The 13258-nt window shown below is 53.9% G+C and carries 12 protein-coding genes and 1 riboswitch; of the genes, 5 read left to right on the forward strand and 7 right to left on the reverse strand.

Going from position 1 to position 13258, the window contains the following annotated elements:
- The first annotated feature begins 74 nt into the window (after positions 1-74).
- Positions 75-225: riboswitch (FMN riboswitch) on the forward strand.
- A 106-nt stretch (positions 226-331) separates the two neighbouring features.
- On the forward strand, positions 332-985 hold the full coding sequence (gene ribB / locus AB8846_RS09545) for a 3,4-dihydroxy-2-butanone-4-phosphate synthase (protein ID WP_010435670.1): 654 nt from the start codon (positions 332-334) through the stop codon (positions 983-985).
- 45 nt (positions 986-1030) lie between these two features.
- On the opposite strand, the gene AB8846_RS09550 is transcribed toward ribB, so the two are convergent.
- From AB8846_RS09550 to zupT, 5 genes are all read right to left on the reverse strand, one after another.
- On the reverse strand, positions 1031-2092 hold the full coding sequence (locus tag AB8846_RS09550) for a type 1 fimbrial protein (RefSeq protein ID WP_063145695.1): 1062 nt from the start codon (positions 2090-2092) through the stop codon (positions 1031-1033).
- Complete coding sequence (locus AB8846_RS09555; RefSeq protein WP_331414075.1) at positions 2076-2837, reverse strand: molecular chaperone; 762 nt, start codon at positions 2835-2837, stop codon at positions 2076-2078. The genes AB8846_RS09550 and AB8846_RS09555 overlap by 17 nt, the downstream gene beginning before the upstream one ends.
- Positions 2838-2846: 9 nt before the next feature.
- Positions 2847-5285 (reverse strand): fimbria/pilus outer membrane usher protein, encoded by a 2439-nt coding sequence (locus AB8846_RS09560; protein WP_370732589.1) that lies wholly within the window; start codon positions 5283-5285, stop codon positions 2847-2849.
- Positions 5286-5359: 74 nt separating this feature from the next.
- On the reverse strand, positions 5360-5920 hold the full coding sequence (locus AB8846_RS09565; protein WP_331414076.1) for a fimbrial protein: 561 nt from the start codon (positions 5918-5920) through the stop codon (positions 5360-5362).
- A gap of 335 nt (positions 5921-6255) precedes the next feature.
- On the reverse strand, positions 6256-7029 hold the full coding sequence (zupT, locus tag AB8846_RS09570; protein ID WP_063145699.1) for a zinc transporter ZupT: 774 nt from the start codon (positions 7027-7029) through the stop codon (positions 6256-6258).
- A gap of 196 nt (positions 7030-7225) precedes the next feature.
- Here zupT and ygiD point away from each other — a divergent pair, with 196 nt between their 5' ends.
- Entirely contained in the window at positions 7226-8014 is a 789-nt protein-coding gene (gene ygiD / locus AB8846_RS09575; RefSeq protein WP_370732590.1) for a 4,5-DOPA dioxygenase extradiol, read from the forward strand.
- Positions 8015-8089: 75 nt separating this feature from the next.
- Here ygiD and AB8846_RS09580 read toward each other — a convergent pair whose 3' ends face one another.
- Both AB8846_RS09580 and yjeH read right to left on the reverse strand, forming a co-directional pair.
- Entirely contained in the window at positions 8090-9247 is a 1158-nt protein-coding gene (locus AB8846_RS09580) for a DDE-type integrase/transposase/recombinase (RefSeq protein ID WP_370732591.1), read from the reverse strand.
- Positions 9248-9335: 88 nt separating this feature from the next.
- Positions 9336-10586: an L-methionine/branched-chain amino acid transporter gene (gene yjeH / locus AB8846_RS09585; RefSeq protein WP_063144117.1), complete on the reverse strand. Its 1251-nt coding sequence runs from the start codon at positions 10584-10586 to the stop codon at positions 9336-9338.
- Positions 10587-10765: 179 nt separating this feature from the next.
- On the opposite strand from yjeH, the gene AB8846_RS09590 reads away from it, so the two are divergent.
- The 3 genes from AB8846_RS09590 (at position 10766) to AB8846_RS09600 (ending at position 13222) form a co-directional block, all read left to right on the forward strand.
- Complete coding sequence (locus AB8846_RS09590; RefSeq protein WP_003855929.1) at positions 10766-11059, forward strand: co-chaperone GroES; 294 nt, start codon at positions 10766-10768, stop codon at positions 11057-11059.
- Positions 11060-11090: 31 nt separating this feature from the next.
- A complete protein-coding gene (gene groL, locus AB8846_RS09595; protein ID WP_029742112.1) occupies positions 11091-12734 on the forward strand; it encodes a chaperonin GroEL in 1644 nt (547 codons plus the stop codon).
- A gap of 134 nt (positions 12735-12868) precedes the next feature.
- Complete coding sequence (locus tag AB8846_RS09600) at positions 12869-13222, forward strand: DUF4156 domain-containing protein (protein WP_023310115.1); 354 nt, start codon at positions 12869-12871, stop codon at positions 13220-13222.
- The last annotated feature ends 36 nt before the right edge of the window (positions 13223-13258 follow it).

Here is a 13258-nt window from a genome sequence, read left to right on the forward strand (position 1 = left end):
TCATGCCCGGGGTAAACAAAATTGTTTGATGCTTATGCATTGCCCAGGATAATCAATAGCGTTATAGTTATCTCGCTTATTCTCAGGGCGGGGCGAAATTCCCCACCGGCGGTAAATCAGCGTGACGCTGAAAGCCCGCGAGCGCTTTGGGTGAAAACTCAAAGGTCAGCAGATCCGGTGTAATTCCGGGGCCGACGGTTAGAGTCCGGATGGGAGAGAGTAACGATCCAGTCGGGCATGGGCCCGCTCACGTTATCTTTTTGCCGCTTATACGGCGCTCCTAAGACTGCCCTGATTCTGGTAACCATAATGTTAATGAGGTTTTTTTACCATGAATCAGACGCTACTTTCCTCTTTTGGTACTTCAACTCAACGTGTTGAACATGCACTGGATGCACTGCGCGAAGGCCGCGGTGTGATGGTGCTTGACGATGAAAACCGTGAAAACGAAGGCGACATGATTTTCGCCGCCGAAAACATGACCGTTGAACAGATGGCGCTGACCATCCGTCACGGCAGCGGCATCGTATGCCTGTGTATTACCGAAGATCGTCGTAAGCAGCTCGAGCTGCCGATGATGGTTGAAAACAACACCAGCGCCTTTGGTACCGGTTTTACCGTGACCATCGAAGCGGCGCATGGCGTGACCACCGGTGTGTCTGCGGCTGACCGTCTGACCACCGTGCGTGCTGCGATTGCAGACGGTGCGAAGCCATCCGATCTGCATCGTCCAGGCCACGTCTTCCCACTGCGTGCGCAGGCGGGTGGCGTGTTGACCCGCGGCGGCCACACCGAGGCGACTATCGACCTGGTGACGCTGGCAGGCTTCAAACCTGCTGGTGTGCTGTGTGAACTGACCAACGATGACGGCACCATGGCGCGCGCGCCGGAGTGCATCACCTTTGCGCGTCTGCACAATATGCCGGTGGTAACGATTGAAGATCTGGTCGAGTATCGCCAGGCGCACGAGCGCAAAGCCAGCTGAAATTGCTGATATGAAAAAAGCCGGGGAAACCCGGCTTTTTCGTATCTAGTGATAGTTAATTTTGAACAGAACCACCGTTTCGAATGGACCGGACTGAATCGCTTTTCCTTCGACCGGCGACAGCTCTGCGGTGTATTCCTGATCATGCTGCGGCGTGCTGCCCGTAAAATCTGCGTACTCTTTATACTGATTGAACGTGTAAGGTTGCGTCCCGTTGAGGATCCGCAGCTTCAAGCCGTTACCGATTAGTAATGCCGTATCATCAGCACTGAGCGATTCAGTGGTGTAGAACGATGAGTCCATTTTAAACCCGTCCGAGCACTGCGCGTCCTGCACCTTGGTCGTTTTCACCGAAAAGGTCCGTTTACGCGTCTGTTGATTCACAATATCGCGCGCGCTAAAGGTGCCGAAATCAATCTCCTGGTTCTCAGGGTAAATACTGAACGTCGCCCCGCAGTCCAGAACGGTAATATTTTGCAGACCGCTGATGTGATATTTGAGGTTTTTCGCGTCCGACATCTGATTCACGCCGCCTTTTCCGTCAAACTGGACAACGATGTAATCGCTAAGGGAGCTGACGTAACCGTGGGGCGGCATCGTTTTGATTTTTACGTATAAGCGCAGGCGAGCGACAAAGGTTCGTGAAGTGTGGATATCGTCCGGGTTACCGGAACAGATACGATTTTCCCATCCCATTTGCCGGATCTGGTCAGGGGTATAAATTGTGATGTTTTGATTGTCCAGACACTGTCGGGTATCGACGCCGTTGGGCTGGCCTGTTGCATCGTAGTCTATCCCTTCATAGGTTACACCAAGTTCATAATAGGGATCGGTGGTTGAAGGATACGGATTCACCCAGCCAAAAACATCCTCAGGTTGAAAGCTGCTTGTGACATTGTGATCGCAAGTCACCGGAATTTTGATGTCATCCGATTCCCAAATTTTCTCACCTACCTGCGCATTGCTCGGGATAGCAAACGGCGAGATCGTTTTGGTCTCTTCAACGGGGCCGCCGGAACCGCCCAGGTAGCAGTCTAGTGCCAGAGCTTCTTTTAAAGGCAGCGCTGAGAGCAGCAATATAAACAATACGTTAGCGAGATTTCGCATCTTTTTCGATCTTCCGTTCGGTGAGCGTGCACTGCGCTGTTCCCGCGCACTGTACGTCGACCTTTTTCAGGGCACCGTAATCGTCGATGTATCCGATGCTGTAATAGCTACCGTGGTAATCACCGGTGGACGTCGTGGCCGTTGCGAAGGGCGCAATCATCAGGCTGTCAAAACCGGGCAGCATGGTTTTAGCATTCTTGCTGAGCCATGCCAGGGTGATGTAATACGGCGTGGGGTTATGCACGGTCAGCCCTTTCGCATTGGCTGAGATTTCCATGCGCATTTCCGCAAGCTCACCGGGTTTTTTGGTAATCGCTTTAGGACGCCAGAACAGTTTGATTCTGCTCTGCATCGCGACCTGCATAACGCTACGTCCATCGCTGGCGCTGCTGCTTTTCGGCGGCACTTCGCGCAGGTTGAAATAAAACAGGGATTCTCTGTCTTTCGGCAACTGGCTGGTGGCCGCTTGCTTAACGATCCTGACCTGTGACGCGGAACCCGCTTCAAGGCGTTGAATGGGAGGGAGCGCCATGAAATGCGTGTCTTCTTTGCGCCCGTTTTCATCTTCAACCCAGGAGAGCGCCAGATAGGGCAGCGCCTTGCTCTGGTTTTCAACCTTCAGGCTGCTGGCTTTGTCGCTTTCCGGAAAGACAATGCGCGTGCGGTCAAGGTTTACGGCCGCGTGGGTGGTGAATGCTGTGCCGACCAGCATCAGGCACAGGCTTTTGAGTGAGGTTAATTTCATCATGGTTTCTTACTGACATGGCAGTATCAACTGCATACTGTTTTCAAGGTGTGAAGGTAACGCGAAGCGACACTGCTGATTGTCTCCCCACGTCACGCGGAACTGTTGTTCTGGCTCTACGGCACCGAGCCAGACGTGGCCGTCATCGGCGACCATGGCAATCTGCTGGTCGTTTTCCAGCAGGCGAACAACCGCGCCCAGCGGCGGCGTACCGGAAGCGGTGCGTAAGATGCCTGCAATATCATTGCCTGCACGCGTGGCAATCTGACGGAATCCAATCGCGCCTTCCGTCCAGGTTGAGGTGACGACGCGGGTGTCAACGTCCACACCATCGGGCAGGTTGTTCATATTGACCTGCACGCTGGAGGGCGAATAGCTGGAGATAGACGGTAAAACACCAATGCCAAACTGGTTGGTTTCATCCCGAGACATGTTAAGGGGAATGTTGCCTACGCCGTCGGTGCTGACCATCACGCGCGGTTCATTACCATAACTACGGCGGTGCAGCGCAGCGCCTTTAGTCGTCGAGGTGAATGAACCGTTCCAACTGGCGCTCAGGGAATTGTATTCATTAGCCTTATAGCTCCCGGAGAGATTCAGATCGCCATAAGGGGAATAATGTTGATAGTTGCCGCTTACCTGCGCGCCTGCGTCTGACTTCTCGCTCTCGGTGCCTGCGGAAACGCCCCAGGTATTATTCCGGTCTGATGTGTCATACCACGATACGTTCTGGCTCAGACTGTCGCTGTTGCGCAGGTCGTAATTCAGTCGATGATCGGGATCGAGCGGCACGCTTAGTGAGAGATAGAACTGCGTATCGTCGTTTTCATCTTCATAATGCGTTTTACTCCACGACAGGGTGATGCCCAGGTTTTTCCAGCGACCCAGATCAAAGTTGTAACCTGCGGTCACGCTGCCCGTTGTAGAAGGCGAGTCGTTCCACCAGGTTTGACGCAGCATGTTCACATAGAGGTTGAGCGATAATGCCGAAATGTACTGGCTGGCCGTCACGCTGAGCGTCTGTTTTTCTGACTGCCGATCGTTATTGTCATAATCCAGAAAACGGGCGTAGCTCAGGAATTGTCGGTCCGAATAGCGATAGCTGGCGAGCGTAAGCTGGCTGCCTGTGGTATCGAAACGCTTACTGTAGTTAAAGCGGTAGCTGTAGCCCGTCTGGCTATTCTGATTGGGCAACTGGCTGGTCGCCTGCGTCACGTCGAAAGAGAGGGCTCCCAGGTACTCCATGTTTTGTCCGATGCCGGCGGCGACGGAACGGTAATGATCGCCATCGGCGAGCGTACCGCCATAGAGAGAGGTTTGTGACAGCACTCCCCAGGAGAATTCACCGCTCAAAAACGCGTTATCTTCGACGTCATGCGAAGCGTCTTTGCGCGCTTTCCCGGTCGCCAGCTTGTAGCGAACCTGACCTTTGCGGGTTAAAAATGGCACTGATTCTGCAGAGACCTGGAAGGTGCTGACGCGCCCGTCTTCTTCCGTCACCTTTACGTCCAGCGTACCCTGGACAGACTGGTTAAGATCCTGAATCACAAAGGGACCGGGCGGGACTTTGCTCTGGTAAATCACGCGATCGGCAAGGCTGACGGTAACCGTGGCGTTAGTTTGCGCTATCCCGGTAATTTGCGGCGCGTAACCCCGTAGCGACCACGGCAGCATGCGCTCATCGCTAATCAGGGATGCACCGGTATAGGTGAAAGCATCAAAAATAGCGGACTGGAAATCCGTTTCGCCCAGCGTAAGTTTGGCGCGGAGCGAGGGGAGAGGACGGAACATATAAACGCGCGAAAACCGTCCATCATGTTCAGAACCGGCATCGGTATGCGTTTGCATGTACTGATAATCGCTGCGCAACCGCCACGCGCCCATATTTGCACCCGCGGTGCCGTAGGTGTTGGCGTTGTCCGAGCCTGAGCCGCTATTAGGCTGGTAATGACTGGCGAACAGGTTGTAATCCAGCAATACGCCAGGCACGCCGTTGTCCCAGGTGGATGGCGGCATCCAGTCTGCAGCACGGTACTGTAGCCATGCCTGCGGGATGGTCACCTTGAGCGTCTGGCTGGCCTGGTCAAAGGTAAACTTAATATCGGGTCTGGATGAAAAATCAATGCATCCCTCTTTTTCTGGCAGAGCGCTGCGAATGGAGTCCTGCAGAGCAAAGGTATCGGCCAACTCAGGTGGAATACAGACCTGTACCTGATTATTAATTTCTCGCCAGCGAAGCTGCCAGCCGTTTGCCAGCGGAATATCATTAATGGAAACCGTAACAAAATATCTACCTGGAATTACGGCGATTTGATCTTTGAAAAGAGATAAGTCAACGCTGCCGCGCTGATCTTTATCAATGGCATTAATGTTAAATTCAGTCGCGGAGGCAGTTTTCGTCATTAACAGGGACGTAATAATGATTATCCATTGTAATTTGTATGTCATCGTCCTGTTACTCAAAAAATATAGAATGCCGGCTGCATTAAATGCCAGCCGGTTTATACCGTGACGCGAAGTTATTATTTATACGCCAGAACGTAGTTAGCGGTGGCTTCAACCTGACCCGCCGTAGCGGTTTTGCCTGCAAGTACTTCCATTAACGCTTTGAAGTGCAGCGTCTGTGTCGTTGAACCTGCCAGCAGCATAACCTCATTAGCAGCACCCAGCGTAATGTTGGCTTCGGCGTTATCCAGAAGACGGACGCCCACATTCTGTGCGCCACTTGCATAGGTGTTGGTCATCAGGCTGGTGTCAGTCGAGTCTGTCGCTGAGCTGGTAAAGGTGACATCGACTTTAGTAATTGGTGTGTCAGTTTCGTCCGCCGGATCGTCAAGCTGGCAGTTTTCCAGATTGATATCAACCGGAACAGCGGTAGATTTCTTGTTGGCGTTGATCACGGCAGTGGTTACTTCACCGAGATCGACTTCTTTATCAACGCTGTCTGGTGCAATGCTGCAAGGCGCATCAATAACGACACCTTTGAATTTGATTTTGCCTGAACCCTGGTCGTCAGCAAAGGCAGAACCCGATACGATGGCAGCCATAGCAGCGGCTAACAGAACTTTTTTACCCATATACATGAAAATATCCTTTTTCAAACGATTCATACTCTGAATATTAATTTCAGGACGAATATCAAGTATACGGGAGGAATGTGGGGGGATGCGATTACCGCATCTTAAAGCTATTTTAAGATTATATTAATATATAATTTATGTTGATTATAAGCATCGACTACCATTCATAGTTGATGCAGTGAGTCAGATAGTATATTTATACATTTCCTTAAGTCTATTCCTATCAAATTATATTATTTATTGTAAGAACTTTGTTGGCTACAGAATCGCGCATTATATCTTTCTGTTTCTTAACGTTTCGCACGCCTGCCTCCGTCTTAGACGGAGGCAGGCTAATGCTAGCCGATACCTGCAGATTGCAATAACACCAGGCTTAAGCCCATTACCGACATTCCGCACAGCACGCCATAGCTGGGGTTGTTATTCGGATCGATCTCTTTCGCAAGCGGCATGAGCTCATCGACGGAGAGCGCAACCATGATCCCGGCAACCGCAGCCATAATGGCAGCCATCACAACAGGGGAGACCAGGCTTCCCAGGATTAACCACGCCAGCACGCCCCCAAGAATTTCGGCCATGCCGGAAATACCCGCCCAGAACACCGCGGTGCGTTTAGAGCCCGTGGCGGCATACACCGGTCCGGCGACGGCAAGTCCTTCAGGAATATTGTGTAAGGCGACCGCCAGCGCGATACCCAAACCCATCTCAAGATTGCTGCTGGCCGTTACGTAAGTCGCTACCCCCTCAGGGAAATTATGCAAGCTGATGCCAAGCGTTAACAGCACGGCGGTACGCTTGATATTACGCGGCATGGGCGCCACGTTTTTCTGCATTAAATCCTGCGGATGCGCGTGCGGTAGCATCCGATCGAGGGCAAAGTATCCCAGCAGGCCAAAGACAAACATGCCGTAACCCAGCAGCGGAGACATGCCTTCTGTGCCCAGTGCGGCAGGCAGCATCTCCATCAGGGAGATGAGCAGCATGATCCCGGCAGCAAAGCCCAGTGAGAAGGCCAGTACGCGGTTAGAGGGCTTTTGGCCGAGCACGCCGAGGAGCGCACCGATAAAGGTCGCGGCACCCGCCAGTATGGTCAGGATCAAGGGGACTGACATGCATTGCTCCTTATGATAATGATTCTCATTAATATAAATGATTCATTTCTGGCAAAGCGAGGGGGGAACCCCGGCTTTACACATTCCTTACATTCAAATTTCCTGATGATGATCTTCACGCTTATCTGCGTTCATCTTTGCCAGATTGCGCGTAATGTAGCACCATTAAATTGACACCTTCTGTAAGGATATCACCATGACTTCTTCCCGTATGCCAGCCCTGTTTTTAGGCCACGGTAGCCCAATGAACGTTCTGGAAGACAACGTCTATACCCGTGCGTGGCGTCATCTGGGCGAGACGCTGCCGCGTCCGAAAGCGATCGTGGTGGTGTCTGCGCACTGGTTTACCCGAGGGACGGGCGTGACCGCCATGGAAGCGCCAAAAACCATTCATGATTTTGGCGGCTTCCCGCAGGCGCTGTACGACACGCATTATCCGGCCCCCGGCTCGCCTGAGCTGGCACAAAAGCTGGTAGATTTGCTGGCACCTGTCCCTGTAACGCTGGATAAAGAAGCCTGGGGCTTTGACCACGGCTCGTGGGGCGTGCTGATCAAAATGTATCCTGATGCGGATATTCCGATGGTGCAGCTGAGCATCGACAGCACTAAACCGGCCGCCTGGCATCTGGAGATGGGCCGTAAGCTGGCAACCCTGCGTGATGAAGGCATCATGCTGGTGGCAAGCGGCAACGTGGTGCATAACCTGCGCACCGCGCGCTGGCACGGTGAGAACACGCCGTACCCGTGGGCGACCTCTTTTAACGACTACGTCAAAGCGAACCTGACGTGGCAAGGTCCGGCTGAGGCGCATCCGTTAGTGAACTATCTGGATAACCAAGGCGGTTCGCTCTCTAACCCGACACCGGAACACTTCCTGCCGCTGCTGTACGTTCTTGGCGCGTGGGATGGTCAGGAGCCCGTTACAATCCCGGTCGACGGCATTGAGATGGGGAGTCTGAGTATGCTGTCGGTGCAGATTGGGTGAAAACATGCCCGGTGGCGCTACGGTATGACCGGATACATAGGTGACAGATCAGACCGGGAACATAGGTAACACTTTTTAGTCTATCCGGAGCACACTCTGGGTTTTTCGGTCATAGTACGCAAGCGTTATTCCGTTAAAGATGATGGCCTCAAGGCCATCATCTTGTTCTTCCAGCATGATGTACTCATCAGTCAGCGCTTCACTCAGGAACACCGTCCCCTTTTTCCCCATATAGAGTGTCCCCCTCGATTTCACCCTGTAGACCGTCCCTCCCTCCGGATAAGCATATTCAGGAACCCTGCCATCCCAGTGACGGCCTGAGGGCTTCCACACCGTTCCGGGCGTTGCACCCGCCAGGGCTTCATGCGGCCTTTCGTGGTTAAACTCTTCCCGGTAGTCACTGAACCACCGCTGTTGTTCTTCCATTGTCATGAAGGTGTTGCCCTGTTTCACTGCACTTTTCAGCGAGCGGTGCATTCGCTCATGACGGCCGTTTTCTTCCGGATGCCCCTTTCTGATACGTTCCGGTCTGATGCCCAGCTTTATCAGCCAGACGGCAAGGCGACTTAACCCGGCGATACCTGTTCCCGCGAACGGCTGACCATTATCCGTTCTCAGGACTTCCGGCAGACCGTACTCCAGGAACGCATCTGTCAGGCACTGCCTGACGAAGGGCTCGCTCTCCCGGTCCGTTCCCCGGCAGCTCAGAAGATACCGGCTGTGATTGTCGGTCAGGGTGAAGGGATGGCAGTACTCTCTGCTCAGCAGCCTGAACTTGCCTTTAAAATCAGCGCTCCAGACCTGATTGTTCTCACTGATGGTGGTCAGGGGCTGGCGATTACCCGGTGTTCTGCGTTTTCGCTTTTTATCCGGAACCAGGCCTTCACGCTTGAGGATATCGCCGATAGTGCTGGCAGCAGGGACGGTAAAATCGACGTGATGATTGAGCAGCCACATCCGCAGTTTTTTGGGGCCCCAGTCAGGGTGTTTTTGACGCAGGGCAGTCAGGTGTCCGGCGATATCATCAGGAACCGTCCGGGAGTGGGAGTGTGGCGCGCGCGACCGGTCAGAGAGAGATGACAGGTCAGAGGGGTCAAAACGCTGAAGCCATTTATAGCCGGTTTTACGGCTGATGCCAAAAAGACGGCAAAGAGCGGAGAAGGAGTCCGTACCTGCATGGCAGGCACGGATAAAATCAAGGCGTTGCATAGGTCGGGTCTCAGTCCAGGGCATAGCGAGTCTCCTCTTCTATGCCAGTTATAACTGTTACCCATGTATCCGGTCTAAAGTGTTACCCATGTTTCCGGTTCATACCCTTCGCTTACCGGGCTTTCGGGAGCGCACCGCGCTTCGGCAAAAACAGCCACAGCCCTGCCAGCATGACTATCGCGTACACACTCTTCCATCCCACCATTGCCAGCAACAGCAGGCAAAGCACGCCCCCGACGACCGCCAGTGCTTTATAGCGACCTTTCAGCAAGCGACATCCCGCCAGCATGCACAGCAGGTAGATCATGATGAAAATGCCGTTGGCGTAGACGATCAGCGCGTCCAGATTGATTTTCAGTGCGTAAATACACAGCGTGCTCAACACGCAGCAGCCCAGTACGGCATTCAGGGCATTCAGCGGAAGCTGGCGTTTAGACAGGCGCGCGAGGCGATTCTCGGGTTTGTCGAGCGCCTGCGACCACACCAGCCGGGCAAAGCTCTGGATATAAATATTCAGGCTGGCAAAACAGGCCAGATAGCCAATGACGCAGGCGATCCACAGCGCCTTCACGCCGAACAGTTTAACCACGATACCCGGCAGCGATGCAGCAGCAGCGAGATCCGCACCGAACGCGTTGAAGTGTAATACGAGCACGGTACACGCCCAATAGACCGTACCTGCCAGCAGCAGGCCTATCATCAGCGCGCGGGGGAAATCTCGCTCAGGCTGCTTAAACTCCGACGCCAGATGAGCAAAGGCCTCCAGGCCTACAAAACACCAGAACATGACGGAAAGCGCGGCGAAAAGCTGTGAATGGTCGACGTCTGTCACCGCCGGGAAGGGAATTTCCTTGATTGTGATATCGCCCGCCCACCAGATAGCGGCAACGAGTGCAACAATCAGCACCGCAACCAGCGTCTGCAGGTTGGCGCTGGAGCTGGCTCCGCGAGAGCCTACCCACCAGACGATAGCCAGCGTACCCAGTTCGGCCAGCAATAACTGCTCGTTATGCCAGCCAAACAGCGCCTGACCAAAGCCGGTCGCAATGTGCAGCGCCGCAGGAAGGCCAACCGGAATGACGGAGAGAAACAGCCAGCCGGTAACGCGCTGCAGCCGCGGGCCAAAGGCCAGACCGACAAAGTGCGCCACGCCGCCCGCGCTGGGGAAATGCCGCCCCAGGATGGCAAACACAATGGCTATCGGGAAAACCAGTACAATCAGCGCTGGCCACGCCCACAGGCTGTTATTTCCAGCCACCAGCGCCGCCAGTGCGGGTACGGCGAACACGCCCGTACCTAACAAGGAGGTTGAGAGCAGTCCAACGCCCTGCGCCAGCCCCAACTCCTGCTTGAGTCCACTCATTGACATCGCCCTGCCCGTACCAAAAGAGAGGCGATGGTAACACTTTCGCAAATTTTTTTTTCGACTCCCCCTTGAAGGGGGAAAAAGCTATCCCCATCTCTCAGGGCACTAGTCGGAAAACCGCATGCGGGCCGGCGTCATCCATAACTGATAATGACTTTCTCAAAGGAGAGCTATCAATGAGTATTCGTCCGTTACATGATCGTGTGATCGTCAAACGTAAAGAAGTTGAAACCAAGTCTGCTGGCGGCATCGTTCTGACCGGTTCTGCAGCAGCCAAATCAACGCGTGGCGAAATCATCGCTGTCGGTAAGGGCCGCATCCTGGAAAACGGAACTGTGCAGCCACTGGACGTTAAAGTTGGTGACATCGTAATTTTCAACGATGGCTACGGCGTGAAATCCGAGAAGATCGACAATGAAGAAGTGTTGATCATGTCCGAGAGCGACATTCTGGCAATTGTTGAAGCGTAATTTACGCACGAGAATTTGAGGAAATAAGAACATGGCAGCTAAAGACGTAAAATTCGGTAACGACGCTCGTGTAAAAATGCTCCGCGGCGTAAACGTACTGGCAGATGCAGTTAAAGTGACCCTGGGCCCGAAAGGCCGTAACGTAGTGCTGGATAAATCCTTCGGCGCGCCAACCATCACCAAAGATGGTGTTTCTGTAGCACGTGAAATTGAGCTGGAAGACAAGTTCGAAAACATGGGCGCGCAGATGGTGAAAGAAGTTGCCTCTAAAGCGAACGACGCTGCAGGCGACGGTACCACCACCGCGACCGTACTGGCGCAGGCGATCATCACCGAAGGTCTGAAAGCCGTTGCTGCGGGCATGAACCCAATGGATCTGAAACGTGGTATCGACAAAGCCGTCACTGCCGCTGTTGAAGAACTGAAAGCGCTGTCCGTACCGTGCTCTGACTCTAAAGCCATTGCTCAGGTTGGTACCATCTCCGCTAACTCCGACGAAACCGTAGGTAAACTGATCGCTGAAGCGATGGACAAAGTCGGTAAAGAAGGCGTGATCACCGTTGAAGACGGTACCGGCCTGGAAGACGAACTGGACGTGGTTGAAGGTATGCAGTTCGACCGCGGTTACCTGTCCCCATACTTCATCAACAAGCCAGAAACTGGCGCTGTTGAGCTGGAAAGCCCGTTCATCCTGCTGGCTGACAAGAAAATCTCCAACATCCGTGAAATGCTGCCAGTGCTGGAAGCCGTTGCGAAAGCAGGCAAGCCGCTGGTTATCATCGCTGAAGACGTTGAAGGCGAAGCGCTGGCGACCCTGGTGGTTAACACCATGCGCGGCATCGTGAAAGTGGCTGCGGTTAAAGCACCTGGCTTCGGCGATCGCCGTAAAGCGATGCTGCAGGATATCGCTACCCTGACCGGCGGTACCGTAATCTCTGAAGAGATCGGTATGGAGCTGGAAAAAGCGACCCTGGAAGACCTGGGCCAGGCGAAACGCGTTGTGATCAACAAAGACACCACCACCATCATCGATGGCGTGGGTGAAGAAGCCGCTATTCAGGGCCGCGTTGGTCAGATCCGTAAGCAGATCGAAGAAGCAACTTCCGATTACGACCGTGAAAAACTGCAGGAGCGCGTAGCGAAACTGGCTGGCGGCGTTGCGGTAATCAAAGTTGGTGCGGCGACCGAAGTTGAAATGAAAGAGAAAAAAGCACGCGTTGACGATGCCCTGCACGCGACCCGTGCTGCGGTGGAAGAAGGCGTGGTGGCTGGTGGTGGTGTTGCGCTGGTGCGTGTTGCCGCTAAGCTGGCAGGCCTGACCGCACAGAACGAAGATCAGAACGTGGGTATCAAAGTTGCGCTGCGCGCAATGGAAGCGCCTCTGCGTCAGATCGTGTCCAACGCCGGTGAAGAGCCATCTGTTGTGACCAACAACGTGAAAGCGGGCGAAGGTAACTACGGTTACAACGCGGCAACTGAAGAATACGGCAACATGATCGACTTCGGTATCCTGGACCCAACGAAAGTGACCCGTTCTGCTCTGCAGTACGCGGCATCTGTAGCGGGTCTGATGATCACTACCGAGTGCATGGTAACCGACCTGCCTAAAGGCGATGCACCTGACTTAGGTGCTGCTGGCATGGGCGGCATGGGCGGTATGGGCGGCATGATGTAATCGTGCGCTCTACGTCGTAGAATGTGAAAAACCCCCGGGCAGAAATGCTCGGGGGTTTTTCTTTTGGTCATCTTTTAGGTATAAGATTTACACACGGACAACTACTGTCCAGCTTATTGAAAACGAGGAATAACATGCGCGTAAAAGTCTGTGCAGGGATCGTAGGGGCAGCATTGCTGCTGGCGGGTTGTAGCTCCAGCAATGAGCTGTCGGCAGCGGGCCAGGGCGTTCGCTTTGTGGAAGATAAGCCTGGCAGTGAATGCCAGCTGTTAGGCACGGCAACCGGTGAGCAAAGTAACTGGATGTCAGGTCAGCATGGCGAAGAAGGTGGTTCTATGCGCGGTGCGGCGAATGCCCTGCGTAACCAGGCGGCGGCAATGGGCGGCAACGTGATTTACGGCGTGAGCAGCCCAACGCAGAGTATGCTGTCCAGCTTCGTGCCGACCGCCAGCCAGATGAACGGCCAGGTCTACAAGTGCCCAAACTGAGTTAACGTGCTGATGGCGCTGCGCCCGGACCCCGTA

This window comes from Enterobacter sp. KB-221C9 (assembly GCF_041320715.1).
Taxonomy (GTDB): domain Bacteria; phylum Pseudomonadota; class Gammaproteobacteria; order Enterobacterales; family Enterobacteriaceae; genus Enterobacter; species Enterobacter asburiae_D.